Source organism: Pseudomonas sp. FW507-12TSA (assembly GCF_058781435.1).
The window spans coordinates 1-25305 of the sequence record NZ_JBYSWT010000029.1; the positions used below are offsets into that span (position 1 = coordinate 1).

Consider the following 25305-nt stretch of genomic DNA (forward strand, 5'->3'; position numbering starts at 1 on the left):
GTTGACGATGACCCCGCCCGCCCCACCATGGGAACGCCCCATGCGCCGCACCGCTTCGCGGGCACACATGAAGGAGCCGAACACATTGACCTGGAAGACATGCTCCAGGCGCTTATAGGACAGCGCCTCGAGCCGTGAGAAACCTTCGGTGATCCCGGCATTGTTGACCAGCAATGCCAGGGGTAGCGGGCGTCGATCCAGGGCCTCGAACAACGCCATGACCGCCACCGGCGAAGCGATGTCCAGCTGCCAGCTCCAGGCCACGCCACCAGCGGCGCCAATCGCCTCCTCCACCTGCCGGGCCGCCTCGCCGTCGTGCTCGTAGGTCAGGCACACCTCATACCCCAACAGCCCAAGCTGACGGGCCACCGCCGCACCTATTCCACGACTGCCACCGGTTACCAATGCCAAGCCTTTCATAGCGATTTCCTTATCCGTTGCAGTTCAAGAAACCTTACAAGCCAAAGTTCAAAGAACAACTAATTTTTATAATTCCCGCTTCCAGCAAGTGTCAACGCCGAAGTTCATCAACGGCAACTTATATATAGCCCATATAAAAGTATACGCAGCCGATATTGGACGCAAGGTCCCGTGCTGCATAGCCTGCAGGCCAACTCGCTCATCTGTTGATGTTTTCCAGGCCGGCCACTTTGGCCACAAGGAAAGTTCTAATAACGGAGATGGAAATGGCTGAACTTCTAATAGAGCGGCTGACCGGATGGATGTCACGGTCGGCAGAACAAGTCGCACTCAGCGATGCCTCCCGGCAAATGACTTATTCAATGTTGGAACGAGATGCCCTGGACCTGGCCAGGCAAATCCAAGGACGAGGCATCGGCGCAGGGCAACTGGTGGCGGTAGTCGGCCCCAGGTGCCTGGAAGTGGTGGTCGCTCTAGTGGCCGTGATGTTCAGCGGCGCCGCCTACACCATAGTCGAGGTCGCCTCCCTTGAAGAGGACGCCGGCCCGCGCCTGGAGCAGATCGGCGCCGACCTGGTGCTGGCCGTGGGCGGCTACACCCTGATGCAGCACGATGCGCAGAACGACGCGCTGCGCTATGCCTTCGATGCCAACTGCCGCGCCGCTGCCCCTGCACCGCAACCAACCGGTGCCGGGGGCGATGCAGCCGCCTACGTGCTCTATACCTCCGGCTCCACCGGTACGCCCAAGGGCGTCGCGGTGTCCGCCCGCAACATCGCCCACTATTGCCAGGGCGTCGCCCAGGCGCTGGGCATCGTCGACGGCCTGCGCTATGCCCATGTCAGTACCCTGGCGGCCGACCTGGGCAACACCGGATTGTTCCTCGCGCTCTGGACCGGCGGCAGCCTGTACATCGCCGACGAATACGAACGCAAAGACCCCCGGGCCCTGTATCGGTTGCTGGGCGAACAGCGCATCGACGTGCTGAAGATCACCCCCACCCACTGGCGCACCCTGCTCGACCAGGCCACGGCGGACCAGGGGCCGCGCCCGACCCTGGGCTGGCTGTTGCTCGGCGGCGAGGCCCTGGAACCGCCACTGGCGCGCAGCACCCTGGCCAGCGGCATGGTCGCCCGGCTGTTCAACCATTACGGCCCGACGGAAACCACGGTCGGCGTCACGGTCCAGCCGGTCCTGGCCGAACAATTGGCAGCGCTGGGCGAGGCCAGCGTGCCCATTGGCCGCGCCCTGGGAGACAGCCAGCTGCGGGTGCTGGACGGCCATGGCCACCCTTGCCCGGTAGGCGTCACCGGCGAGCTGTTCATCGGCGGACCGCAAGTGGCCCTGGGCTACTGGCAGCGGCCGGACCTGGATGCCGGACGCTTCGTCGAACTCCAGGGCCACAGGTTCTACCGCTCCGGCGACCGGGTCCGGCTCGACGACCAGGGGCGCCTGCACTTCGCCGGGCGGGCCGACCGCCAGGTCAAGGTCAACGGCTACCGGGTCGAGTTGGGACATGTCGAAAGCGCGCTGCAACGGCTGCTGGAACAGCGGGCGGTGGTGATCCATCGCCGCTTCGCCGAGCGCGACTACCTGCTGTGCGCCTATGAAGGGCCGCCCAGGAGCAACGACTGGCTGCGCGCCGGGCTCGCTCGGCAGGTGCCGGGCTACATGCTGCCGTTGCGCTTCGAGAACCTTGCGCACCTGCCCATGAATGCCAACGGCAAGCTCGATCGCCAGGCCGTCGAGCGCCGGTTGCAGGAAGGTTTCGCCGCGACCATGGCCAACGCCCTGGACGACCAGGTCCAGGCCGACGAACCCTACACCAAGCTGCTGAACGCCTTCCGCCGCCACTGCCGGGCAACGAGCGTGGAGACCGACAGCGACTTCTTCGACCTGGGCGGCGACTCCCTGGACGCCGTGCGCTTGATCTCCGAGCTGCAACTGGAGGGCTTCGACGTCAGCGCCCGGGCCTTTTTGGGCAGCCCCACCCTCGCCGGCCTGGTGGCCCAGCTGCAACAGGCCAGCTCACCCGCCGAGCCCGGCCACAACCGTGCCGAGCAGGCCAGCCGAGGCATCGGCGGCCCGGCGCAGCAGTGGTTCCTGCAACAGGACGTGCGCGAGCCCGACCGCTGGACCCAATCGATGCTGGTGCAAGCCGAAGTGCACCTGGATGCCGGGCGCCTGGGCCAGGCCTGCCTCCAGGTCTTGCAGGCCCATCAGATGCTGCGCTCGCGCTTCGCCTTCGACGGCCAGCGCCAGACCTGGGTGTTCGAGGCCGGCGCCGCCTACCCCGAGGTGTTCTCCGAGCTGGATGCCGGGGCCGTCGATGCCAGCCTCGATGACCTGGCCAACCGTCGCTATGCCGTCCTGGAAAGCCGCTTGAGCATCAGTGCCGGACGCTTGTTCTTCGTCGAGCTGATCACTCACCAGGACCGGCAGTACCTGTTGCTGGTGGCCCACCACCTGGCCGTGGACGTGGTGTCCTGGAGCCTGATCCTCGACGAGTTGATGATCCGCTACACCAGCGACAGCCGCGCCATGCCCCTGCGCTGCGCCAGCTATGCCGACTGGGTCGGGCACCTGCAGGCCCACCGCGAACTCCTGGCCCGGGACGCCGGCTACTGGCGACAACGGCTCGCGAGCCCAGCGCAACAACCGTTCCCCGCCGGCCAGGAACAAGACGCCCAGACCGCCTGGATCGCCTTCGACGCCGAGCAGACCGCGCGCATCATGGCTGGCGCGGCGCGCAGCGGGGTGTCCATCGACCAGTACCTGCTGGGCCACTACCTGGCCCTGGCGAGCCGGCAATGGCCCGAACCGGTGCTCAACGTGACCTTCGAGAGCCACGGCCGCCTCAGTCTCGACGACCAGACCGAGATCTCGCGTACCGTGGGCTGGTTCACCGCCGCCTTTCCCCTGGCCCTGGACGCCGCCGAGCTGGCTCGCGAGCCAATCGCCACGGTTCGCCAGGCCCTGGCCGAGGTTCCCCACCTTGGACACTCCTATGCCTGCAGCGGGCTGCCGGCGTTCGCCACACGCCACTGCTTCAACTACCTGGGCAAGACCAGCCTCGGCCTGCGCGATGACTGGAAGCTGCGCCCGGCGCCGGTGACCTACGCCGGGCTGCGCGGTCGCGCGAACCCGCGGATCAACCAGTTCAAGCTCACCGGCCGACTGGCGGGCGAGCAATTGATCCTGGACCTGAACTTCAACGCCCTGGCCACCCCGGCGGCGCTGATCGGCGAGTTCGCCCAGGCCCTGCGCGCGGCCTTGCTCGACGGCCAGGCCTCGGCAGGCGGCGTCCAGCTGTCCGGCAGCAGCTCCAGCGGCGCCTTGTGGAACATCCCCGCAACGGTGATCGGCAGCCATGGCGTGGCGCAGCCGGGCAAGGCCGCGCAGAACATCCTGCTGACCGGCGCCACCGGTTTCATCGGCATCCATGTGCTGCGCGAATTGCTGGAGCAGAGCAGCGCGACCCTGCACTGCCTGGTCCGGGCGGACTCCCCGAGCGCGGCCCAGGCCCGCCTGGCCGCCGCCTGGAGCCACTTCTTCAGCGATGCCAGCGCCCTGCCCCGGGAACGGGTGCAGGTTTGCGTCGGCGACATGAGCCAGCCCGCTTTCGGCCTGTCCCAGGCCCAATGGGACAGCCTGGCCGGGAGCATCGACGCGGTCTACCACTTCGCCGCCGATACCCGCCTGGTGGGCAGCCGCAGCGACATGCAGCGCAATATCGTGTTCCCCACCCATGAACTGGTGCGCTTCGTCGAAAGCGGCCACGCCAAGGCCCTGCACTTCATGTCGACCCTGGCCGTCAGCGGCTGCTACCGGGGCGCCGAGCCGGTGGTGTTCGACGAAGACGCGCTGGACGTGGGCCAGGACTTCCTCAACGAATACGAGCGCTGCAAGTTCCTCGCCGAAGGCATAGTCCGGGAGCTGGCATACCGCGGGCACAGCGCCTTCATCTACCGCTCGGGCAACGTCACTGGCCACTCCCAGACCGCGATGTTCCAGCGCAACGCCAATGCCAATCGCTGGGTGCAGTGCATCAACGCCATCGCCCATGCCGGCTACGCACCGGCGCAGTACGACGAGCCGCTGGTGCTCAGCCCGGTGGACATCGTCGCCCGGGGCATCGTCAGCCTGTCTTTGGACCCGTCCCTGCGCAGCGGCACCTACCACGTCGACTCGCCCTACGCGATTTCCTCGGACCTGTTCGTCGCCTCGCTGCAAGACCTGGGCATCCCGATCAAGCGGGTCCGCGCGCGCAGCCTCAAGGACGCCCTGGAACGCTCGGGCAAGACCACCCAGGCCGAAGTGGCGCTGGGCCTGTTCTGGGCCTCGCGCGAGGCACGCAACCTGACCTACGACCACTCACGGACCCTGTCGCGCCTGCAAGAACACCGGGTCGAGTTCTCCCAGCTGTCCCGGGACTGGGTGTTCACGTTCGTCCGGCGCTTGAAGGATCGCGGATTGTTCGGGTACGCCCGGACCAACGGGTGACCACGGCCACCCCCACTTGAAGGAGCAAGCAATGAACAATCATTCGACCGTGGCGATCTCCGGCGGCACCTCGGGCATTGGCCGCGCCGTCGTCCAGGCGCTGGTGCAGGCCGGGGCCAACGTGGCCCTCAGCGGCCGCGACCAGGCCCGCCTGGAGCAGGTCTGCGCAGCGGCCAACGACAACGCCAGGAAAGCCGTCGGCATCGCCATGGATGCCTGCGACCCGGCCCATGTGCCGCAACTGTGGCGGGCCGGCGAGCAAGCCTTCGGCGAGCCGCCCAGCGCCTTCGTATTGTGCGCCGGGCGTGGCCTGCCAGGATCGCTGCTGGGCTCGGACAGCGCGCAGTGGCAAGAGCTGGTGGACGTCAACGTACTGGGCGCCATGCATCAGCTGCGCGCCGCGGCCAGGGCCTTCCTCGAACGCCGGCGCAGCAGCGAGCGGGTCCAGGACATCGTGGTCATCGGTTCCACCGTGGGGCGCCAGCTGTCCGCCGGCAACCCGGTATACGGCGCCACCAAGTTCGCCCTGCATTCGCTGGTGGAGTCCCTGCGCCAGGAGCTGGCCAGCAGCCTGGTCCGGGTGACCCTGATCGAGCCCGGGTTCGTGCGCACCGGCTTCCAGGAAACCGCCGGCTACGACATGCACGGCTTCGCTGCGCTGGAACGCGACCAGGGTCCGTTCCTCGGCCCCGAGGACGTGGCCCGCGCCATCCGCTTCGTGCTCGAACAACCCGAGCACGTGCACATCGACGACATCCGCATCCGCCCTTCGCGGCAACGCATCTGACCCGCAACGTCACTTCCCAAGAGGATCCATGCATGAACATGCTCGTAAAACCTGCAAGAAGAGAAACCGCGCCACCGGTGGTGGCCAGCGAACTGACCACCGACACCCTGCTGGCCCTGGCCGCCCGGGAGATCGGCGCGATCCACGTCAAGGGCTACTACCCGGTGGCGATCGCCGAGCGAGCCGCCGAAGCCGCCATCGAGCACCCCAAGCTGGGTTACTACAACAAGAAATACACCAGCAGCGTCGGGCGCATCTGCACGCCGCACATCGATTCGGAGTGGAACCAGGAAGCCGGCCGCAAGTACCACGCCGAGGCGGTGGAGAACATCCAGGACCTGCGCAGCCTGTTCGAGCCGCACCTGACCCCGGCCGACAAGATCCGCCTGCAATTGCAGGAATACTGGCCCGGTGGCGCCAACATCCAGCGGCTCTACGGCCATGCCTGCTTCGTCGGCGCGATCCGCGTGTTCAAGCCGTCCTCGTCGCGGTTCTACCCGCACAACGACACCATCATCGAGGAGTCGGATGCACCGGAACTGGAAGGCATCGAAGAGCAATTGGTGGCCAACATGTACCTGCGCACCCCGCAACAGGGCGGCGATCTGCAACTGTGGCTGCGTGACCCGAGCCCCGAGGAACTGGTCCTGATCCGCGATGTGGAAGGCCTGCTGCCGGAGAAGGTGGAGCAGCCGCCGCTGGTGCTGCATCCGGATGCCGGCGACCTGATTATCTTCAGTTCGCGCATGCTGCATGCCGTGACTCCCAGCAAAGACAGCTATCGTATCGGCATGGCGGCCTTCATTGGCTGCTATGGCAGCGACCGGCCCCTGACCTACTGGAGCTGATCGTCCCATGGACGTGGCGCCGCACCGATGCGGCGCCACCTTGGCGACAGGTTATGACACGACACCTCATTCTGTTCGGCTTCACCCCGGCACGACAGGCGGCCCTGGCCAGCGACCTGCACCAGCTGGGTTTGGACTCCCCCCGGCACGCCCACGGCAGTCTTGTCGTCCAGTGGCAACCGCGCCATGAAGCGCGGCGCGGGGAGCTGTTCAACGGCCTGCGCGAGCTGGCCACGGATTTCGCGGTGCTGCCCCCGGGCCTGGCCCTGGCGGACTTTTGCCTGCTGGCCTGCGACATGGACTCGACCCTGATCGAAGTCGAGACCATCGTCGCTTTGGCAGACCTCGTCGGCGCCACCGAGGAAGTCGAGCGCCTCACCGAGCGGGCGATCAGCGATGCCCGGGACGACTACGCCGCCAGCATGCGCTATCGCATCGGCTTGCTGCGCGGCCTGGCCGTGGCCGACCTGCATCGGCTGATCGAGCGCACCGTACGGCTGTCCCCCGGCGCCGCCGAACTGATCGCCATGGCCGCCCGGGCCGGCCTGCGGACCGCCATCGTCAGCGGCGGTTTCGACCTGGTGGCCCAGGGCATCAGGCAGCGCCTGGGCATGGACGAGGCGTTCGCCCACAAGCTGGAGGTGGTCGATGGGCGCCTGAGCGGCACCCTGCTCGGCGAGGTGATCGATGCCCCGGGCAAGGCCGCCATCGTCCAGCAACTGTGCGCCCGCCATGGCATCGCCCCGCAGCAGGTGATCGCCGTCGGCGACGGAGCCAACGACCTGGACATGGCCCGCCAGGCCGGGTTGTTCGTGGGCTTCCGGCCCAAGCCGGTGCTGCTGCCGGCCTGCGATATCGTCCTCGACCATGGGGGCCTCGACAGCCTGTCCACGGCCCTGGCCCAGGGCCGCCAGGTCGAGGGCCTGCGGGCCGAGGCGGTCCAGTGAAGAGCCTGCCGCCAACATTGCGCCAGCGGTCGGACCTGTGGATCTGCGGCCTGTTCCTGCTGCTCTGGTCGTCGGGCTTCGCCATCGTCAAGGTCGGGCTGCAGTACTGCAGCCCGATGATGTTCCTCTGGCTGCGCTACGTGATCGTGGTGCTGGTGCTGCTGCCGGTGGTGCTGGTGCAGCGTCCGCCCCTGCCCCGGGGCCGACCCCTGCTGGCGATGATCGCCAGTGGCGTGCTCATGCAGTGCGTGTATTTCGCCGGGACCTACCTGGCCATCGGTGCCGGGATCAGCGCCGGCCTGCTGGCGCTGATCGTCTCGCTGCAACCGGTGGTGATCGGCGTCGCCTCGCCCTTGCTGCTGCGCACGCCGGTGGCCGGCCGCCAATGGCTGGGGCTGTTGCTGGGATTTTTCGGGGCGGCGGTGGTGATCCTGGCCAAGTCCGGCGTGGAACGCTTCACCGCGCTGGGCATGGGCCTGGCCTGGCTGTCGCTGCTGGGGCTGAGCGCCAGCGTGCTGCTGGAGAAGGCCTCGACCCCGCAGCCGATCATCCTTTCGCTGTTCAGCCAGTACCTGCTGGGCATGCTGCTGGTCTCGCCCCTGGCCTTCACCTTCGATACCCAGCCGATCCAGTGGAACTGGGCCTTCGTCGGTTCCCTGGGCTACCTGTCGTTCTTCAATTCGCTGCTGGCGATCGCCTTGCTGATGCTGTTGGTGCGGCGTAACGAGGCGGCCAGGGTATCGGCGGTGTTTTTCCTGGTGCCGCCCTGCGCGGCCCTGGTGGCCTGGCTGCTGCTGGGCGAGCCGATGCCCTGGCTGGCCTGGGGGGGCGTGGTACTGGCCGCCATGGGCGTGCGCCTGTGCAGCTCGCCCGCGCCGGGCAAGCCATTGCTCAAGTGATCGGCAGGACGGCCTGAGGCCAAAGGGGAGCCGGCCGGGCTCCCCGGGCGGGGATGTTGCTCAGAGCACCATGGCCGCGACCCAGCCAAAGGCCAGCAGCGGCAGGTTGTAGTGCAGGAAGGTCGGGACCACGGTGTCCCAGATGTGGTGGTGCTGGCCGTCGATGTTCAGGCCAGAGGTCGGGCCCAGGGTCGAGTCCGAGGCCGGCGAGCCGGCGTCGCCCAGGGCCCCGGCGGTGCCGACGATGCAGACGATGGCCACCGGGCTGAAGCCCAGTTGCACGCACAGCGGCACGAAGATCGCCGCCAGGATCGGCACGGTGGAGAACGACGAGCCGATGCCCATGGTCACCAACAGCCCCACCAGCAGCATCAGCAGCGCACCCACGCCCTTGCTGTGGCCGATCCAGCTGGCCGACGCCTGGACCAGGCTGTTGACCTCGCCAGTGGCCTTCATCACCTCGGCGAAGCCTGAGGCGGTGATCATGATGAAGCCGATCATGGCCATCATCTTCATGCCTTCGGTGAACAGCTCGTCAGTCTCGCGCCAGCGCACGATGCCCGACATCGAGAAGATCAGGAAGCCGCACAGGGCGCCGATAATCATCGAGTCCAGCAGCAGCTGGATGACGAACGCGGCGACGATGGCCAGGCCCGCCACCAGCAGGGTCCGCGGGTTGTACTGCACCTCGACCTGCTCGACCTTCTCGATCCGGCCCAGGTCGTAGACGCGCTTCTTGCGGTAGCTGACGAACGCCAGCAACAGGCCGCAGACCATGCCCAGGGCGGGAATGCCCATGGCGTGGGTGACGTTGACCTGGCTGATGTCGACACCGCTGCGGGCGACGTTGGCCAACAGGATCTCGTTGAGGAAGATGTTGCCGAAGCCCACCGGCAGGAACATGTAGGGGGTGATCAGGCCGAAGGTGATGACGCAGGCGATCAGGCGCCGATCCAGCTGCAGCTTGGTCAGCACGTAGAGCAGCGGCGGCACCAGCAGCGGGATGAAGGCGATGTGGATCGGCAGGATGTTTTGCGAGGCGATGGCCACCACCCACAAAAGGCCGATCAGCAACCATTTGACCTGGCCGCCGCCATTGGCGTCCTGGCGATCCACGAGCAGCAGGATCTTGTCCGCCAGGGCGTGGGCCAGGCCGGACTTGGCGATGGCCACGGCGAAGGCCCCGAGCAAGGCATAGGACAGGGCCACCGTGGCCCCGCCGCCCAGGCCACTGTTGAAGGCCTTGAGCGTGGCCTCGATCCCCAGGCCGCCGGTGAGGCCGCCCACCAGCGCGCCCACGATCAGGGCGATCACTACATGCACGCGGGACAGGCTGAGTACCAGCATCACGCCTACCGCGGCAATTACTGCGTTAATCATCGTTACCTCATTACTGCGGGCAAAAACCGCGCAAAAGCCAGTGACCGACCGGAGGGCAGCACGCTGCCGACATCGGGATGAAAGAGCTTGTTGTTAGAGGGCGCGCACTTTGCAGCAGTGGGCCCGGCTTGTCAAAACCGCGGCCTGGCGCCCATCGGCACCCGGCTTCGCATGGCTCGCAGGGTCGCATGGGTCGCATGGGTCGCATGGGTCGCATGGGTCGCGAGAACGTTGAAGATCCAAACGGCTTCGCGTAGCCGCTGCCGCAGGCTGCGTACGGGCCGCAGGGCCGCAATGGTCGCAAGAACGCTGAAGGTCCTGCGGACCTTGGCGCAGCCTCGCGGGCTCGGCAGCGGCTACCCATATGGGGGTGACGGATTTCGAACGCTCGTTTAAAGAAACCCGACCAACGGCCGCTACAGTGCAAAGTCTCAGATATTTATCGAATAAAGGACGTCTCCATGTCGCTCAGACAACTTTCCATCCAATGGAAGATCACCTTGCTGGCCGGACTCTGCCTGTTGGGCATCGTGTCGCTGTTGGTGGGGCTTTCGCTGTATCGCATGGAGCACAGCTCCGAGATGGTCAAGGCCTCGAGCATGGAGATGCTCAACGAAGCCGCCCAGGCCCGGATCGAGGCCCAGGGCGAAGTCCAGGCCCTGGGGATCCGCCAGCAGTTCATGGACGCCTATCAATACGGCCACGGTTTCTCGCGCCAGGTGCTGTTCCTGCGTGAACAGGCCGAGAAGCGCTTCCTCGATGCCTTCGACCTGCGCGAGGACCTGACCCGCCAGGTCAAGTCGGCACTGCAGGCCAACCCCGACCTGCTGGGCCTGTCCCTGGTGTTCGAGGCCAACGCCCTGGACGGCAAGGACAGCCTGTTCAACGGCCAGACCGAACTGGGCAGCAATGAGCAAGGCCGCTTCGCCCTGTACTGGTCGCAACCGACCCCGGGCCAGCTGACCGCCATGGCGCTGCCGGAAAGCGACATGAGCAATACCCGCACCGGCCCCAGCGGCCAGCCGGCCAATGCCTGGTTCACCTGCCCGCGCAGCACCCTCAAGCCCTGCGTGATCGAGCCCTACTTCTATGACATCGCCGGGCAGAAGGTGCTGATGACCAGCATCGTCTTCCCGCTACTGGTGAACGGCAAGGTCATCGCCTCGCTGTCGGTGGACATCAACCTCAACAGCCTGCAGGCGGTCAGCCAGAACGCCAGCCGCAAGCTCTACGCCGGCCAGACCAACGTCAGCATCGTCAGCCCCGAAGGCCTGCTGGCCGGCTACAGCCCCGACGCCAGCAAGCTCAGCCAGCGCCTGGACAGTGTCGACAGCGCCAACGGCGCCGAGCTGATCCGCCAGCTGGCCAGCAGCACCCAGACCCGCAGCCTGCACAACAACCACGAGCTCAAGGTACTGGCGCCGTTCACCCCGATCCCCGGCGGCAAGCCCTGGGGCGTGCTGCTGGACGTGCCGGAAAAGGTCCTGGTGGGTCCGGCCGAGGCACTGAAGAACGAACTGGATGCCAGCAACAGCAGCGGCACCCTGATGGAGCTGGGCCTGGGCCTGCTGGCTGCGGTGGTCGGCCTGTTGCTGGTATGGCTGATGGCCCGCAGCGTGACCCGGCCGATCCTTGGCGTGGCCGCCATGCTCCAGGACATCGCCAGCGGCGAAGGCGACCTGACCCGCCGCCTGGACTACGACAAGCAGGATGAACTGGGGCAACTGGCCGGCTGGTTCAACCGCTTCCTGGACAAGCTGCAACCGATCATCGCCGAGGTCAAACGCTCGGTGCAGGACGCCCGGGGCACCGCCGACCAGTCGTCGGCCATCGCCACCCAGACCAGCGCCGGCATGGAGCAGCAATACCGCCAGGTGGACCAGGTGGCGACCGCATCCCACGAAATGAGCGCCACGGCCCAGGACGTGGCCCGCAGCGCCGCCCAGGCCGCCCAGGCTGCCCGGGATGCCGACCAGGCGACCCAGCAGGGCCTGACCGTGATCGACCGCACCACTCGCGCCATCGACCTGCTGGCCGCCGACATGAGTACCGCCATGGGCCAGGTCGAAGGCCTGGCCAGCGACAGCGAGCAGATCGGCTCGGTGCTGGAGGTCATCCGCACCATCGCCGAGCAGACCAACCTGCTGGCTCTCAACGCCGCCATCGAAGCGGCCCGGGCCGGGGAAGCCGGGCGTGGTTTCGCGGTAGTGGCCGATGAAGTGCGCAACCTGGCCCAGCGCACCCAGGAATCGGTGGAAGAAACCCGCCAGGTGATCGAGCAGTTGCAGAACGGCACCCGTGATGTAGTGGCGTCCATGGGCAATAGCCATCGCCAGGCCCAGGGTAGTGTCGAGCAAGTGGAACAGGCGGTGACCGCCTTGCGCCAGATCGGCGATGCGGTGACGGTGATCAGCGACATGAACCTGCAGATCGCCAGCGCCGCCGAGCAGCAGAGCGCCGTGGCCGAGGAGATCAACAGCAACGTGGCGACCATCCGCGACGTCACCGAATCGCTGTCGGAACAGGCCAACGAGTCGGCGCGGGTCAGCCAGTCGCTGAACAGCCTGGCCAACCAGCAGCAGGGCCTGATGGACCAGTTCCGCGTCTGACCCTGCAACCGCTGCCGAGGCCGCGATAAAGCCCACAGGGCCTTCGGTGCCATCGAAGGCGACGTCCTCTTCGGAGTCGATCGCCGCCTTCGACCGCCGCGACGCCGCCAGCCCGGCATCCGGCAGCAGCGCAAAGTGGCCCCTGCAAGCTCAGCGCCGGGGCAACTCGATCTCTACCCGCAGGCCGCCCAGGGGGCTTTGCCCAAGGCTCAGGCGGCCGCCCCAGGCCTCGACGATATCGCGCACTATGCCCAGGCCCAGGCCGTGGCCGTCGGTCTGTTCATCCAACCGGGCGCCACGGCTGAATACTTCATCCCGGCGCTGCTCCGGAATCCCCGGGCCATCGTCGTCCACCGCCAGGCAAAAGCCCGCGGCACCCTCCTCGACCTGCAGCCGCACTTGCGCATCCGCCCACTTGCAGGCGTTGTCCAGCAGGTTGCCCAGCAGCTCCAGCAGGTCCTCGCGATCCCAGGGCAGGCGCAGCCCCGGCGCCGCGTGGTAGCTGAGCTCCAGGTGCTCGCCATGGATCATGTTCAAGGTCGCCAGCAGCCCCGGCAACTCGGCATCGCACTCGAACAGCGCGCCGGGTAGCGCATCGCCGGCCAGCCGCGCCCGGTTCAATTCGCGGTTGAGCCGCGACTGCACCTGTTCCAGCTGCTCCAGAAGAATCTGCCGCACCTGCGGCTGGCCCGCCAGCTTCGGCCCCGAGGCCAGGCTCAGCAGCACCGCCAGGGGCGTCTTCAGGGCGTGCCCGAGGTTGCCCAGGGCATTGCGCGAACGCTTGAGACTGTCTTCGGTGTGCGCCAGCAAATGGTTGACCTGGGCCACCAGCGGCTCCAGCTCAACCGGTACCTGGGCATCGAGCTGGGAGCGCTGGCCCAGTTGCAGCTGGGCGATCTGCTCGCGGGCCGTCTCCAACGGACGCAAGGCCCGGCGCACGGTCAGGCGCTGCAGCAGCAGGATCAATAACAGCCCCGCCAGGCCCAGCCCGAGGCCGATCTGGCGCATGCGCTGGAAGCTCTCGCGCACCGGGGTGTAGTCCTGGGCCACGCTGATGCTGATGGCCTGGCCGAAGCGCTTGTAATCGCTGCGCAGCACCAGCAGTTGCTGGCCCTCGGGGCCCAGTTGCAGGTTGCCTTGCAGCCCGGCCTGCTCCAATTGCGGCAGGTCCTGGTCCCACAGCGAGCGGGAGCGCCAGTGCACGTTGGCGAAGTCGATACGAAAGTAATGCCCGGAGAACGGCCGCTGGTAGGCCGCCGACAGCCGCCGCTCATCCAGCTGCAAACCTTGCGGACCGCGAACCAGGGCCAGCAGCAGGCTTTCGCTGGCGTTGCGCAGGCCAGCCTCCAGGTAGCGTTGCAGGCCCACCTCGAACAACCACAGGCTGGTCTGCGCCAGCGCCAGCCCGACCACCAGCATCACCCCCACCAGGCCCAGGCTCAGGCGGCGCTGGATCGACCTCACGAGGCCGCCCCGCCGAACAGGTAGCCCTGGCCCCGACGGGTTTCGATGACGCTGCGCCCCAGTTTGCGGCGCAAATGGTTGACGTGGACTTCCAGCACGTTGGAATCGCGCTCGGTCTCGCCGTCATAGAGGTGTTCGGCCAGGTGGCTTTTGGAGAGGATCTGCTGCGGATGCAGCATGAAGTAGCGCAGCAAGCGGAATTCCGCCGCGGTCAGCTGCACGTCCTGGCCATCGCGCACCACGCACTGGCGGCCTTCGTCCAGGTGCAAGCCGGCGGCCTGCAGGGTCTGCTGGTTGGCCTGGCCATGGGACCGGCGCAACAAGGCCTGGACCCGCAGGTGCAGTTCTTCGGGATGGAACGGCTTGCTCAGGTAATCGTCGGCGCCGGCCTTGAGCCCTTCGATACGCTCGGCCCAGGAGCCCCGGGCCGTGAGGATCAGCACCGGGGTGGCCAGGCCTTCGGCACGCCATTGGCGCAGCACGTCCAGGCCCGGCACCCCGGGCAGGCCCAGGTCGAGGATGATCAGGTCATAGGGTTCGCTGGCCCCCTGGTACAGGGCATCGCGGCCATCGGCCAGCCAGTCCACGGCGTAGCCCTGGCGGTTCAGGCCTTCGAGCAACTCGTCGGCCAGGGATACATGGTCTTCCACCAGCAGCAGGCGCATCAGTCGTCTTCCTCGTCTTTCAACAGGCGCCCGGTGGCGGCCTCCAGGTCCAGCTCGCGGACCACGCCGTCCACGGTCAGCAACTCGACTTCATAGATGTATACGTCGTGTTTTTCTTCCAGTTCGGCCTCCAGCAGCTTGGCCCCGGGATAACGGTCCATGGCTTGTTGCAGCAGCTGCTCCAGGGGCAGGATCACCCCTCGCTGGCGCAGGCGCAGGGCCTCGTCCTGGTCCAGGTCGCGGGCCACCGCCAGCGAGCAGAACAACAACAGCGCCAGGGCCAGCCGGCTGCCGAGGGGCAATCTCCGATTCATTACGTGTCCTGATGATCCTTGAGTACCTGGCCGCTCACGGCGTCCAGTTCCAGGTCCCACTCCAGCCCCTGCGGGTCGCGCAGCTCGACCTGGTAGATGTACTTGCCGTACTCCTCTTCCAGCTCGGTTTCGCTGATGCTCGCCCCAGGATGCCGGGACAGGGCCATGGCATTGAGTTTTTCAAAGGAGGCAATGGTACCAGCGTCGCGCAGGCGCAGGGCTTCGTCGGGGCCCAGGTCGCGGGCATGGGCCAGGCTCGCGGTGAGGGCGATCAGGGTGGTGGCGAACAGGGCGGTCAGGGTCTTCATGGCAGGTCTCCAAGGCAGTGGCCAATGGCCAATGTTGTCCACGATACCCGGGGCAACTTAATTGAAGCTGAATCTGCCGCAGCGCCCTGACAGAACTTTCATTCGGCCCCCACGGGCAGGGTTCTCTATACTCGGCGACTGATTCGACAACGAGCCCGGTATGACCGCCATCCACATCAAGTTCGCCGCCCTGACCCTCAAGGCCGGCCCGCGCGCCTTGGCGCGCATCCGCCGCCAGGGCCTGCACGCCGGTGAAGTCGGCACCTTGCCCGGCGCTGCCGGCGGTCCCAAGGCCCTGGGCATCCAGGGCCTGGACCTGGCGCTGTTCGGCGAATGGTTGCCTGGAGTGCCCCGCGAACGTTCGCTGATCGGCGCCTCGGTGGGTTCCTGGCGGTTCGCCAGCGCCTGCCTGCCCGATGCCGCCGCAGGCATCCGCCGCCTGGGCCAGTTGTACAACGCCCAGAGCTTCGCCAAGGGCGTGACCATGGCGCAGATCAGCCAGAGCTCGCGGCAGATGCTCGACGACCTGCTCGAAGGCCGCGATGCCAGCATCCTCGACAATCCCCACTACCGACTGAACATCATGGTGGTCAAGAGCCACGGCCTGCTCGCCGATGACCATCGCGGGCGCCTGGGCCTGGGCTTGTCCTCGGTGATCGCCGACAACCTGCGCGGCCGCGCGCGGCTGTCACGGCACTTCGAGCGCCTGGTGCTGCACGACCCGCGCCTGGCCCCGCCGCTGCATGCCCTGGAAGACTTCCCCTCGCGCTTCGTCCCCTTGGATCGCGGCAACCTGCGCCAGGCGCTGCTGGCCTCGGGCTCGATCCCCATGGTCATGCAGGGCGTGCGCGAGCTACCCGGCGCCGGTGCCGGTACCTTCCGCGACGGCGGCCTGCTGGACTACCACCTGGACCTGCCCTACAGCGGCAGCGACATCGTGCTCTATCCACACTTCACCGACCGGGTGATCCCCGGCTGGTTCGACAAGACCCTGCCCTGGCGCCGGGCCAGCCCCGAGCGCCTGCGCGATGTCCTGCTGCTGGCGCCATCGCGGGAATACCTGGCGCGCCTGCCCTACGGCAAGCTGCCGGACCGCAACGACTTCAAGCGCTTCATGGGCGACGACGCCAGCCGGCAGAAATACTGGCGCAGCGCCATGGATGAAAGCCGGCGCCTGGGCGACGAGTTCCTCGAACTGGCCAGCCAGGGTCGGCTGGGCGAGCGCCTGCAGAGCCTCTGATACCCGGCATCGCTGCGGCAAAACCCTTTGATCAGGGTTTTTCCGTAACCGGGGGCAAGCTGATAAACTCGCCGACTGCCTCAATTCGCCCCAGGGCGATGCCATCCGACAGAGCTGACCGATACCGTGGAAATCTTCAAAGAATTTACCTTCGAATCCGCCCACCGCCTGCCTTTCGTGCCTGAAGGCCACAAGTGCGGCCGCCTCCATGGCCACTCGTTCAAGGTGGCGATCCACTTGAGCGGCGAGGTCGATCCGCATACCGGCTGGATTCGCGACTTCTCGGAAATCAAGGCCATCTTCAAGCCGCTGTACGAGCGCCTGGACCACAACTACCTGAACGATATCCCGGGCCTGGAAAACCCCACCAGCGAAGTCCTCGCCAAGTGGATCTGGAACGAGCTCAAGCCCCTGCTGCCGGAACTCAGCGCGATCCGCATCCACGAGACCTGCACCAGCGGTTGCATCTATCGCGGCGAATGAGCCGACCTGAAACCACCCCACGGAGTGGTTTTTTCATGCCTATGCTTGCCCCACTCCCGCCTCCCGAGCATTCGCGCCATGCCCTCGACTCCACCACCGACCATCCGCCCCGCCGCGCCACCTGACCTGGCCGCCATCGAACGCATCGCCAAGAACGCCTATGCGCCCTATATCGCGCGGCTCGGCCGGGAACCGGCGCCCATGCTCGAGGACTATTCCTGCCTGGTACTGGCCCGGCAGGTCTGGGTCCTGGAGGAGCAAGATGCGATCGCCGGCTTCGTCGTCCTGCTCGATGCCCAGGAAGCCCTGCTGCTGGACAACCTGGCAGTCAGCCCCGAGGCCCAGGGCCGTGGTCATGGCCGCCAGCTGCTGGCCTTTGCCGAACGACAGGCCCTGGCCGCCGGTCACAGTTGCGTGCGCCTCTACACCAACCAGGCGATGACCGAGAACATCGCCCTGTACGGCCGCCATGGCTACGTGGAAACCCACCGCGCGGTGGAGAACGGGCTGCACCGGGTGTACATGAGCAAACCGCTGGACTGAACCGCACAGGAGTTCCCATGCCGCCACGTATCTACCTCGCAGGCTTCGATGTATTCCGCGCCGATGCGCAGGACCATGGCAAGTACCTCAAGCGGCTGTGCCAGGCCCAGGGCCTGCACGGGCTGTTTCCCCTGGACCACCAGGCACCGCCAGAGCTGTCGCCGGCGGCCACCGCGCAATGGATCTGCCGGCAGAACCTGCAGATGATCCGCGACTGCACGGCGCTGCTGGCCAACCTCAACGATTTTCGCGGCCTGGAGCCCGACTCCGGCACCGCCTTCGAAGTCGGCGCGGCCATCGCCCTGGGCAAGCCGGTGTGGGCCTACTTCAGCGGTCCCGCCACCCTGCGCCAGCAAGTGCCCCACGACGCCTGCGGCCGGGATGCCCAGGGCCTGCTGGTGGAGGACTTCGAGCTGCCGCGCAACCTGATGCTGGCCTGCAGCTGGAGCGGCCTGAGCCCCCGTGTGGAAGCCGCCATCCGCGACCTCGGGCGCTGGCTGAGCGCGTCTCCTGCATCTGCCTGAGATAGCCAGCAACGTCACGTTCTGCCGAAAACGACTACCCCGGACAAAAGCCTTGTTTTGTTGCGAAAGCCGATGTTATGTTTCTAACACAAAGTACAAAAATGAAATTTTAATAACATTTTCCGCGAACGCCCGGCGAGATGGTCATGGACAAGAACAGTTTCCAAGTCACCCTGGAACAGCAGTTTGCAAGCCTGACGCCCACCGGCAAGCGCATCGCTACCTACCTGCTGGCCAACCTCCAGCAGTTGCCCTTCGAGACCGCCGACAGCATCGCCCAGCAAGCCGGCACCACGGGGATTTCCGTGGGACGCTTCCTGCGCTCCTTGGGCTACCGCAACCTGGATGACGTCAAGCAAGGCCTGCGCGGCGATGCCCCGGCCTCCTGGCTGATCACCGACCGGCTGGGCGCGTTTCGCAGCGAAGCCCATCAGGACGACGCCCTGGAGCGCTCGATGCATCGCGAGATCGAGGCTATCCAGCATGTCTATGGCCTGGCCCGCAGCCAGCCCTTCGCCGCCATCGTGCAACAGATCATCGAGGCCGACGCGGTGTTCATCATCGGCATCCAGTCGACCCGGGGCATCCTCAACGCCTTCCACAGCCACCTGGAATACATCCGGCCCAAGGTCTACTACGTGGACGGGCTGTCGGGCATCTACGCCGAGACCCTGAACTCCGGCTTCGCCAAGCCCTACGCGATCATTTCCGACTTTCGCGCCTACTCCGCCATCACCCAGACCTTCTGCGAAGTAGCCAACGCCAACGCCCTGCCCCTGGCCCTGGTCACCGACCTGCAATGCCCCTGGGCCCGGGACTACCCGCTGGACCTGCTGCAACTGAAAACCGATGTCGGCCAGTTCTGGGATTCCCTGGCGCCGCTGACCTGCCTGTTCAACCTGATGGTGTCCGCCGTGGCCGAGGGCTATGGCGAGCACCTGGACCAGCGCCTGGCCAAGAACCGACAGTTGCAGGAAGCCTTCGGCCAGTTCGAATCCTGACCTTCAAGCGTGCCCCAAGATGGAGTGAGTGAGTGAACAACAGCCCCCTTGTCGAAATCGACGCCCAGCGCCACCAACTGGAAATCGACCTGGTCTACGCCAGCGCCGACAACCTGGCCGGCCAGGTGATCTACCGCAACGCCCGCTGCCTGCTGCACAAGGACGCCGCGGCCTGCCTGTACAAGGCCAGCCAGCTGGCGCGCATGGCCGGCCTGGGCCTGCGCATCTACGACGCCTACCGCCCGGCCTACGCCCAGCAGTTGCTGTGGCAGGCCCTGCCCAACCCGGACTACGTGCGCGACCCGCGCCTGGGCTCGCACCACACGCGGGGCGTGGCCGTGGACCTGACCCTGGTGGATGAAACCGGCGAGCCGCTGGACATGGGCACCGCCTTCGATGCCATGGAGCCCAAGTCGCATCAGTTCTACAGCGATCTGCCGCCCCAGGTGCAGCGCAATCGCCTGATGCTGCTGGGGATCATGCTCAGCGCCGGCTTCGAGGCGATCCCCACCGAGTGGTGGCACTACGAGCTGCCCAACGCCGAGGACTTCCCCCTGATCCAGGAGCAGAACCAGCCCTTCGAACACTGATTTCCCGTTCCCCAGCCGGCCACAACAACAGACAGCCCACTGCCCTAAGCCGGTCGCATGCAACACCGCTTCAGCTCCAACTGCCCGGTTATAGCTTTTATAAAAAACCTGACGAACTTCCATTAATCGAATGATCAAGGAAACCGGCATGACCCCTAACCGCAATCACCCTGATGTGCGCCTGTCCACCCGTGTCGCCCTGTCGCTGCTGTGCGCCGCCCTGAGCCTGGGCACCTGGCAGGCGGCCAGCGCCGCCGCGCCCAAGGACACCCTGATGATCGGCAAGGCCGCCGACCCGCAGACCCTCGACCCGGCCGTGACCATCGATAACAACGACTGGGCCGTGACCTACCCGGCCTACCAGAAGCTGGTGACCTACAAGGTCGATAACGGCAAGGGCAGCACCGAAGTCCAGGGCGACCTGGCCGAGAGCTGGAGCACCTCCGCCGACAACCTGACCTGGGACTTCAAGCTCAAGCCCGGCAATAAATTCGACGACGGCAAGCCGGTGGACGCCGCCGCGGTGAAGTTCTCCTTCGACCGGCTGATGCAACTCAAGCAAGGCCCGTCCGGGGCCTTCCCGGATGACATGAGCGTGGCCGTGGTCGACCCGCTGACCGTGCGCTTCACCCTGAAGAAGCCCTACGCGCCCTTCCTCTACACCCTGGCCCACAATGGCGGCGGCATCATCAACCCGGACGTGGCCAACAAGGGCGAGGACGTCAACGCCTATCTGTCGACCCACACCGCCGGCTCCGGGGCCTTCCGCCTGAGCAACTGGCAGAAGGGCCAGTCGCTGACGCTGGAGCCCAACAGCTACTACGCCGGCCCCAAGCCGAGCCTGAACAAGGTGGTGATCAAGATCATCAGCGAGGCTTCGGTGCGCCGCCTGCAACTGGAACGCGGCGACCTGGACATCATCGAGGACATGCCCGAGGACCAGCTCGGCACCCTGGCCGGCAAGTCCGGAGTGGTGATCCAGACCTTCCCCTCGCTGCGGGTCAACTACCTGTACCTGAACAACCAGCGTGCGCCCCTGAACAACGTCGAGGCACGCCAGGCACTGGTCCAGGCCATCGACTACAAGGGCATCGTCGACGGCATCCTCAAGGGCCAGGCCAAGCTGATGAACGGGCCGATCCCCGACGGCATGTGGGCCCACGACCCGAGCCTGCCGCTGATGCAGCAGAACCTCGACGGCGCCAAGGCCAGCCTGGCCAAAGTCCCGCAGAAAATCAGCAACCTGACCTACCTCTACTCGGACAAGGACGCCAACTGGGAGTCCATCGGCCTGACCCTGCAAGCGGGCCTGGCGCCCCTGGGCATCAACCTGAAGATGGAAAAACTGGCCAACGCCACCATGCGCGAGCGGGTCGGCAAGGGTGACTACGACGTGGCCATCGGCTCCTGGAGCCCGGACTTCGCCGACCCCTACATGTTCATGAACTTCTGGTTCGACTCCAGCCTGCAGGGCCTGCCGGGCAACCGCGCGTTCTACAGCAACCCCGAGGTGGACAGCCTGATCCGCGAGGCGGCGGCCACCAACGACACAGCCCAGCGCATCGAGCTGTACCAGCGCGCGCAGAAGATCGTCCTCAAGGACAACGTCTATGCCTACCTGTACCAGAAGAACTACAGCCTGCCGATGCGTGATGCGGTGAAGGGCTACGTGTTCCATCCGATGCTGGAACAGGTGTTCAACATCGCTGAAATCAGCAAGTAGGACCGCGCCTGCAGTGCCCTTCGCCGCCCCCTGAACCGGGTCGGCGCCGGGTTGCCGTGTTCCCGGCGGGACGTCGTCGTGCTCCCCGCCGTTCGTCAAGCGTTAACGAGGTTGCCTCATGGCCTTCCTGAATATGTTGCGCAAACGCCTGCTCGGCCTGTTGCTGGTCGTGGTCGGGGTTTCGCTGATTACCTTCACCATCTCGCACCTGATTCCCGGTGACCCGGCGCGGCTGATCGCCGGCGACCGGGCCAGCGATGCCATAGTGCAAAACATTCGCCATCAGCTGGGCCTGGACCTGCCGCTGTACCAGCAGTACGGGCGCTACATGCTCGACCTGCTGCACGGCGACCTGGGCACCTCGATCCGCACCAGCCGCCCGGTACTGGAAGACCTGCAGAACTTCTTCCCGGCGACCCTGGAGCTGGCCCTGGCCGCCCTGCTGCTGTCGGTGCTGGTGGGCGTGCCGCTGGGGGTGTTGTCGGCGGTCTATCACAACCGCTTCATCGACCAGATCGCCCGCACACTGGCGGTCACCGGGATTTCCACCCCGGCGTTCTGGCTGGGCCTGGGGCTGATCCTGCTGTTCTACGGCCACCTCGGTTGGCTGCCCGGCAGCGGGCGCCTGGACGAGGGCCTGGAGCCGCCGCCGGCGCTCAGCGGTTTCTACCTGCTCGACTCGCTGCTGGCCGGGGACATCCCGCTGTTTTGCAATGCCCTGCAGCACCTGATCCTGCCGGCGGCGACCCTGGGCTTCGTCAACCTCGGGGTGGTGGCGCGGCAGATCCGCTCGGCCATGCTCGATCAACTGGGCGAGGACTACATCCGTACCGCCCGAGCCTACGGCCTGTCGCGCTGGGCGGTGATTCTGCGCCACGCCCTGCCCAACGCCCTGATCCCCTCGGTGACGGTGCTCGGCCTGACCCTCGGCGACCTGCTGTACGGCGCGGTGCTGACCGAGACGGTGTTCGCCTGGCCGGGCATGGGCGCCTATGTGGTGAAGTCGATCCAGGCCCTGGATTTCCCCGCGGTGATGGGCTTCGCCATCCTGGTGTCGTTCATTTATGTGCTGCTGAACATGGCGATCGACCTGCTGTACCGGGTGATCGATCCACGCATTGGCGAGGTAAGTTGAGATGTCCGCTCCCTTGAACATTCCCCTGTCGCCACCCACGGCCCAGGCCAGCGGCTGGCGCACCCGCCTGGCCTACCTGGGCTACCGCGTGCGGCAAAGCCCGCTGACCATCGCCGGGCTGTGCATGACCCTGCTGGTGCTGCTGTGCATGGCCTTCGCCCCCTGGCTGTCGAGCCATGACCCCAACACCCTGAACCTGGCCCAGCGCCTGGCCGCCCCCAGCGCCAGCCACTGGTTCGGCACCGACGAAGTCGGCCGCGACCTGTTCAGCCGGGTGCTCCACGGCAGCCGCCAGTCGGTGGGCGTAGGCCTGTTCGTGGCCTTCGCCTCGTGCCTGGCCGGGGGCCTGTTGGGCTGCCTGTCGGGGATCATCGGCGGGCGCTTGGACAGCCTGGTCATGCGCCTGATGGACATCATGCTCTCGGTGCCGTCGCTGGTGCTGATCATGGCCCTGGCCGCCGCCCTGGGCCCGAGCCTGTTCAACGCCATGCTGGCGATCACCCTGGTGCGCATTCCCTTCTATGTGCGCCTGGCCCGGGGCCAGGCCCTGAGCATCCGCCAGATGGGCTACGTCAAGGCGGCCCAGACCTACGGCGCCGGGCGCTGGCATATCGTCAGCTGGCACGTGGGGCGCAACGCCATGCCGCCGCTGCTGGTGCAACTGAGCCTGGACATCGGCAGCGCCATCCTCATGGCCTCGGCCCTGGGCTTCATCGGCCTGGGGGCGCAGCAGCCCACCGCCGAATGGGGGGCGATGGTGGCTACCGGGCGCAACTTCATCCTCGACAACTGGTGGTACTCGACCTTTCCCGGGCTGGCGATCCTGTTCACCGCCACCGGTTTCAACCTGCTGGGTGACGGCATCCGTGACCTGCTCGACCCACGGCAACAGGGGAAATGACCATGAGCTCATCCGCCGTTCTCAACATCGACAACCTGAGCCTGGAATTCCCCGCCTACCGCAGCCATGTGCAGGCCCTCAACGGCGTGTCGCTGCACGTCAACCCGGGGGAGATCGTCGGCGTGGTCGGCGAGTCCGGCTCGGGCAAGTCGGTGACCGCCATGCTCAGCCTGCGCCTGCTACCCGAGCGCAGCTACCGCATCACCTCCGGCAGCTTGAGCCTGCTGGGCCGCGACATGCTCGCGACCCCGGAAAAACAGCTGCTGAAGATCCGCGGCCGCGACGCGGCGATGATCTTCCAGGAGCCAATGACCGCCCTCAACCCGACCCGGCGCATCGGCCGGCAGATGCTCGACGTGATCGTCCATCACCAGCGAGTGAGCCAGGAGCAGGCCCGGGCCAGGGCCATCGACCTGCTGCGCGACATGCACATCGCCGACCCCGAGCAGGTGCTGCAGGCCTACCCCTTCGAGCTGTCTGGCGGCATGCGCCAGCGAGTGATGATCGCCCTGGCGTTTTCCTGCGACCCGCAGTTGCTGATTGCCGATGAACCGACCACCGCCCTGGACGTGACCGTGCAGCGCCAAGTGCTGCTGTTGCTGCGCGAGAAGGCCAGGCAACGGGGCACCGCAATCCTCCTGATCACTCACGACATGGCGGTGGTCTCGCAATTCTGCGACCGGGTCTATGTGATGTACACCGGCGCCGTGGTGGAACAGGGCAGCACTGCCCAGGTCATGCTCGACCCGCAACACCCCTACACCCGTGGCCTGCTCAGCGGCCTGCCGGAACAGGTCGCCCCCGGCGCACCGCTGCTGACCATTCCCGGGCAGGTGCCCAACCTCGCCCACCTGCCCGCTGGCTGCACCTTTCGCGAACGCTGCCCGCAGGCCATGGCGCTGTGTGCCCAACGGCCACCGCTGCATTCGATCAACGCCAGCGAGCAGCGCAAGAGTGCCTGCTGGCTGGCCGCCCCGGAGTCCGCCCAATGACCGCCACCACCGCGCAAACCGACAACGCGCCGCTGCTGCGCCTCAACGATGTGCAAGTGCGCTTTCCCCTGAGCAATGACTGGCTGGGCCGACCCCGGGCCTTCGCCCATGCCCTGAACGGCATCGACCTGGAACTGCGCCCGGGGGAAACCCTGGGCATCGTCGGCGAGTCCGGCTGCGGCAAGAGCACCCTGGCGCAACTGCTCATGGGCCTGGTCAAGCCCAGCAGCGGCGACCTGCGCTGGGCCTATGCCAGCGACCGCGAGCGCCACAACCACGTGCAGATCGTGTTCCAGGACCCGCAATCGTCCCTCGATCCGCGCCTGCCGATCTGGAAGATCATCACCGAGCCGCTGTTCGCCCTGGGCAACACCCCGGCCGCGCAGATGCGCGAGATCGCCGCCAAGGTGGCGCAACAGGTGGGCATCCGTGGCGAATACCTGGAGCGCTACCCGCACCAGTTCTCCGGTGGCCAGCGCCAGCGCATCGCCATTGCCCGCGCCCTGGCGTCGAACCCGGACATCATCGTCCTCGACGAGCCGACCTCGGCCCTGGACATCTCGGTGCAGGCGCAGATCCTCAACCTGCTGGCGGACCTGCAACGCAGCCGTGGCCTGACCTTCGTGCTGATCTCCCACAACGTCTCGGTGGTGCGGCACATGGCCGATCGGGTGGCGGTGATGTACCTGGGGCAGATCGTCGAGCTGGGCAGCGCCGAACAGGTGCTGGAGCGCCCGCGCCATCCCTACACCCAACTGCTGCTGGATGCGGTGCCGCGCCTCGGCGCGCCCCTGGCGGACAGCCAGCTGTCGGCGCCCACCGAGCTGCCGGGCAACCGCAAGCTGCCCGGCGGCTGCTTCTTCTTCGACCGCTGCAGCCGCCACGGCCCGGGCTGCGAGCTGTCGCAGCAACTGCTGGGCGATGCCACCCGGCAAGTACGCTGCCACCGGCAAAGCGCCGGGAGCTGAAGTTCCGGCACCACGCCGCCGACCACGGCGTGGTGCTTGCTCCCTGCGCGCCAAGGGCTTAA

General features: G+C 66.6%; 22 protein-coding genes and 2 pseudogenes. 18 read left to right on the forward strand and 6 right to left on the reverse strand.

The features are described from left to right. Nucleotides 1–420, reverse strand: a 420-nt coding sequence (locus AC3WK8_RS24060) for an SDR family NAD(P)-dependent oxidoreductase (protein WP_146043282.1), incomplete at its 3' end; no start/stop codon positions are given. Nucleotides 421–722: 302 nt separating this feature from the next. Here AC3WK8_RS24060 and AC3WK8_RS24065 point away from each other — a divergent pair. The 5 genes from AC3WK8_RS24065 to AC3WK8_RS24085 are packed head-to-tail and all read left to right on the forward strand — an operon-like array spanning nt 723 to nt 8403. Further along, nucleotides 723–4922, forward strand: a complete 4200-nt coding sequence (locus AC3WK8_RS24065) for a non-ribosomal peptide synthetase (RefSeq protein WP_256592366.1) — start codon at nt 723–725, stop codon at nt 4920–4922. 31 nt (nt 4923–4953) lie between these two features. Then, entirely contained in the window at nt 4954–5709 is a 756-nt protein-coding gene (locus tag AC3WK8_RS24070; protein WP_022639757.1) for an SDR family oxidoreductase, read from the forward strand. Between the two features lie 32 nt (nt 5710–5741). After that, nucleotides 5742–6557: a 2OG-Fe(II) oxygenase gene (locus tag AC3WK8_RS24075; RefSeq protein ID WP_207245112.1), complete on the forward strand. Its 816-nt coding sequence runs from the start codon at nt 5742–5744 to the stop codon at nt 6555–6557. Nucleotides 6558–6610: 53 nt separating this feature from the next. Further along, nucleotides 6611–7504 (forward strand): phosphoserine phosphatase SerB, encoded by an 894-nt coding sequence (serB, locus tag AC3WK8_RS24080; protein WP_103326050.1) that lies wholly within the window; start codon nt 6611–6613, stop codon nt 7502–7504. Continuing rightward, nucleotides 7501–8403, forward strand: coding sequence for a DMT family transporter (locus AC3WK8_RS24085; protein ID WP_158091451.1), 903 nt, complete (start codon nt 7501–7503; stop codon nt 8401–8403). The genes serB and AC3WK8_RS24085 overlap by 4 nt, the downstream gene beginning before the upstream one ends. Before the next feature lie 60 nt (nt 8404–8463). On the opposite strand, the gene AC3WK8_RS24090 is transcribed toward AC3WK8_RS24085, so the two are convergent. After that, nucleotides 8464–9780 (reverse strand): Na+/H+ antiporter family protein, encoded by a 1317-nt coding sequence (locus tag AC3WK8_RS24090; protein WP_164485057.1) that lies wholly within the window; start codon nt 9778–9780, stop codon nt 8464–8466. Nucleotides 9781–10463: 683 nt separating this feature from the next. Here AC3WK8_RS24090 and AC3WK8_RS24095 point away from each other — a divergent pair. Together AC3WK8_RS24095 and AC3WK8_RS24100 are read left to right on the forward strand one after the other, a co-directional pair. After that, nucleotides 10464–11534: pseudogene (locus AC3WK8_RS24095) on the forward strand (cache domain-containing protein); the annotation flags it as partial. 348 nt (nt 11535–11882) lie between these two features. Continuing rightward, nucleotides 11883–12392, forward strand: a pseudogene (locus AC3WK8_RS24100) (methyl-accepting chemotaxis protein); the annotation flags it as partial. Nucleotides 12393–12542: 150 nt separating this feature from the next. Here AC3WK8_RS24100 and AC3WK8_RS24105 read toward each other — a convergent pair. The 4 genes from AC3WK8_RS24105 to AC3WK8_RS24120 are packed head-to-tail and all read right to left on the reverse strand — an operon-like array spanning nt 12543 to nt 15143. Beyond that, entirely contained in the window at nt 12543–13856 is a 1314-nt protein-coding gene (locus tag AC3WK8_RS24105) for a sensor histidine kinase (protein ID WP_022639764.1), read from the reverse strand. Beyond that, nucleotides 13853–14521 carry a response regulator transcription factor gene (locus AC3WK8_RS24110; RefSeq protein WP_022639765.1) on the reverse strand — a complete coding sequence of 223 codons (669 nt, stop codon included), beginning with the start codon at nt 14519–14521 and terminating at the stop codon, nt 13853–13855. Before AC3WK8_RS24110 ends, AC3WK8_RS24105 begins: the two co-directional genes overlap by 4 nt. After that, on the reverse strand, nt 14521–14835 hold the full coding sequence (locus AC3WK8_RS24115) for a PepSY domain-containing protein (RefSeq protein WP_031320197.1): 315 nt from the start codon (nt 14833–14835) through the stop codon (nt 14521–14523). Before AC3WK8_RS24115 ends, AC3WK8_RS24110 begins: the two co-directional genes overlap by 1 nt. After that, the gene (locus tag AC3WK8_RS24120; RefSeq protein WP_022639767.1) at nt 14835–15143 is read right to left on the reverse strand and encodes a PepSY domain-containing protein; all 309 of its coding nucleotides are present in this window, start codon (nt 15141–15143) and stop codon (nt 14835–14837) included. The genes AC3WK8_RS24115 and AC3WK8_RS24120 overlap by 1 nt, the downstream gene beginning before the upstream one ends. Nucleotides 15144–15303: 160 nt before the next feature. Here AC3WK8_RS24120 and AC3WK8_RS24125 point away from each other — a divergent pair, with 160 nt between their 5' ends. The 11 genes from AC3WK8_RS24125 to AC3WK8_RS24175 all read left to right on the forward strand — a co-directional run bounded on the left by AC3WK8_RS24125 (nt 15304) and on the right by AC3WK8_RS24175 (nt 25243). Further along, nucleotides 15304–16383 carry a patatin-like phospholipase domain-containing protein gene (locus tag AC3WK8_RS24125; protein WP_022639768.1) on the forward strand — a complete coding sequence of 360 codons (1080 nt, stop codon included), beginning with the start codon at nt 15304–15306 and terminating at the stop codon, nt 16381–16383. 126 nt (nt 16384–16509) lie between these two features. After that, on the forward strand, nt 16510–16866 hold the full coding sequence (queD, locus tag AC3WK8_RS24130) for a 6-carboxytetrahydropterin synthase QueD (protein WP_022639769.1): 357 nt from the start codon (nt 16510–16512) through the stop codon (nt 16864–16866). A 78-nt stretch (nt 16867–16944) separates the two neighbouring features. Further along, the gene (locus tag AC3WK8_RS24135; protein WP_103326047.1) at nt 16945–17409 is read left to right on the forward strand and encodes a GNAT family N-acetyltransferase; all 465 of its coding nucleotides are present in this window, start codon (nt 16945–16947) and stop codon (nt 17407–17409) included. 17 nt (nt 17410–17426) lie between these two features. Beyond that, nucleotides 17427–17933, forward strand: coding sequence for a nucleoside 2-deoxyribosyltransferase (locus AC3WK8_RS24140; protein WP_103326046.1), 507 nt, complete (start codon nt 17427–17429; stop codon nt 17931–17933). A gap of 140 nt (nt 17934–18073) precedes the next feature. After that, nucleotides 18074–18934, forward strand: coding sequence for a MurR/RpiR family transcriptional regulator (locus AC3WK8_RS24145; protein ID WP_103326045.1), 861 nt, complete (start codon nt 18074–18076; stop codon nt 18932–18934). A 32-nt stretch (nt 18935–18966) separates the two neighbouring features. Next, nucleotides 18967–19524, forward strand: a complete 558-nt coding sequence (ddpX, locus tag AC3WK8_RS24150; RefSeq protein ID WP_103326044.1) for a D-alanyl-D-alanine dipeptidase — start codon at nt 18967–18969, stop codon at nt 19522–19524. A 148-nt stretch (nt 19525–19672) separates the two neighbouring features. Then, on the forward strand, nt 19673–21247 hold the full coding sequence (locus tag AC3WK8_RS24155; protein ID WP_103326043.1) for an ABC transporter substrate-binding protein: 1575 nt from the start codon (nt 19673–19675) through the stop codon (nt 21245–21247). A 118-nt stretch (nt 21248–21365) separates the two neighbouring features. Then, entirely contained in the window at nt 21366–22382 is a 1017-nt protein-coding gene (locus AC3WK8_RS24160) for an ABC transporter permease (RefSeq protein WP_103326042.1), read from the forward strand. A 1-nt stretch (nt 22383) separates the two neighbouring features. Next, the gene (ddpC, locus tag AC3WK8_RS24165; protein WP_103326041.1) at nt 22384–23283 is read left to right on the forward strand and encodes a D,D-dipeptide ABC transporter permease; all 900 of its coding nucleotides are present in this window, start codon (nt 22384–22386) and stop codon (nt 23281–23283) included. Further along, nucleotides 23280–24275 (forward strand): ABC transporter ATP-binding protein, encoded by a 996-nt coding sequence (locus AC3WK8_RS24170; RefSeq protein WP_103326040.1) that lies wholly within the window; start codon nt 23280–23282, stop codon nt 24273–24275. The genes ddpC and AC3WK8_RS24170 overlap by 4 nt, the downstream gene beginning before the upstream one ends. Further along, on the forward strand, nt 24272–25243 hold the full coding sequence (locus AC3WK8_RS24175; protein WP_103326039.1) for an oligopeptide/dipeptide ABC transporter ATP-binding protein: 972 nt from the start codon (nt 24272–24274) through the stop codon (nt 25241–25243). Before AC3WK8_RS24170 ends, AC3WK8_RS24175 begins: the two co-directional genes overlap by 4 nt. Nucleotides 25244–25305: the final 62 nt, after the last annotated feature.

Excerpts from the sequence above, each read along its gene's own strand:
- AC3WK8_RS24145 (WP_103326045.1), top strand. The coding sequence starts at position 18,074 with ATGGTCATGGACAAGAACAGTTTCCAAGTCACCCTGGAACAGCAGTTT.
- serB (WP_103326050.1), top strand. The coding sequence starts at position 6,611 with ATGACACGACACCTCATTCTGTTCGGCTTCACCCCGGCACGACAGGCG.
- AC3WK8_RS24160 (WP_103326042.1), top strand. The coding sequence starts at position 21,366 with ATGGCCTTCCTGAATATGTTGCGCAAACGCCTGCTCGGCCTGTTGCTG.
- AC3WK8_RS24155 (WP_103326043.1), top strand. The coding sequence starts at position 19,673 with ATGACCCCTAACCGCAATCACCCTGATGTGCGCCTGTCCACCCGTGTC.
- AC3WK8_RS24070 (WP_022639757.1), top strand. The coding sequence starts at position 4,954 with ATGAACAATCATTCGACCGTGGCGATCTCCGGCGGCACCTCGGGCATT.
- AC3WK8_RS24125 (WP_022639768.1), top strand. The coding sequence starts at position 15,304 with ATGACCGCCATCCACATCAAGTTCGCCGCCCTGACCCTCAAGGCCGGC.
- AC3WK8_RS24135 (WP_103326047.1), top strand. The coding sequence starts at position 16,945 with ATGCCCTCGACTCCACCACCGACCATCCGCCCCGCCGCGCCACCTGAC.
- AC3WK8_RS24140 (WP_103326046.1), top strand. The coding sequence starts at position 17,427 with ATGCCGCCACGTATCTACCTCGCAGGCTTCGATGTATTCCGCGCCGAT.
- AC3WK8_RS24170 (WP_103326040.1), top strand. The coding sequence starts at position 23,280 with ATGACCATGAGCTCATCCGCCGTTCTCAACATCGACAACCTGAGCCTG.
- AC3WK8_RS24110 (WP_022639765.1), bottom strand. The coding sequence starts at position 14,521 with ATGCGCCTGCTGCTGGTGGAAGACCATGTATCCCTGGCCGACGAGTTG.
- AC3WK8_RS24175 (WP_103326039.1), top strand. The coding sequence starts at position 24,272 with ATGACCGCCACCACCGCGCAAACCGACAACGCGCCGCTGCTGCGCCTC.
- AC3WK8_RS24120 (WP_022639767.1), bottom strand. The coding sequence starts at position 15,143 with ATGAAGACCCTGACCGCCCTGTTCGCCACCACCCTGATCGCCCTCACC.
- AC3WK8_RS24115 (WP_031320197.1), bottom strand. The coding sequence starts at position 14,835 with ATGAATCGGAGATTGCCCCTCGGCAGCCGGCTGGCCCTGGCGCTGTTG.
- AC3WK8_RS24065 (WP_256592366.1), top strand. The coding sequence starts at position 723 with ATGTCACGGTCGGCAGAACAAGTCGCACTCAGCGATGCCTCCCGGCAA.
- AC3WK8_RS24075 (WP_207245112.1), top strand. The coding sequence starts at position 5,742 with ATGAACATGCTCGTAAAACCTGCAAGAAGAGAAACCGCGCCACCGGTG.
- ddpC (WP_103326041.1), top strand. The coding sequence starts at position 22,384 with ATGTCCGCTCCCTTGAACATTCCCCTGTCGCCACCCACGGCCCAGGCC.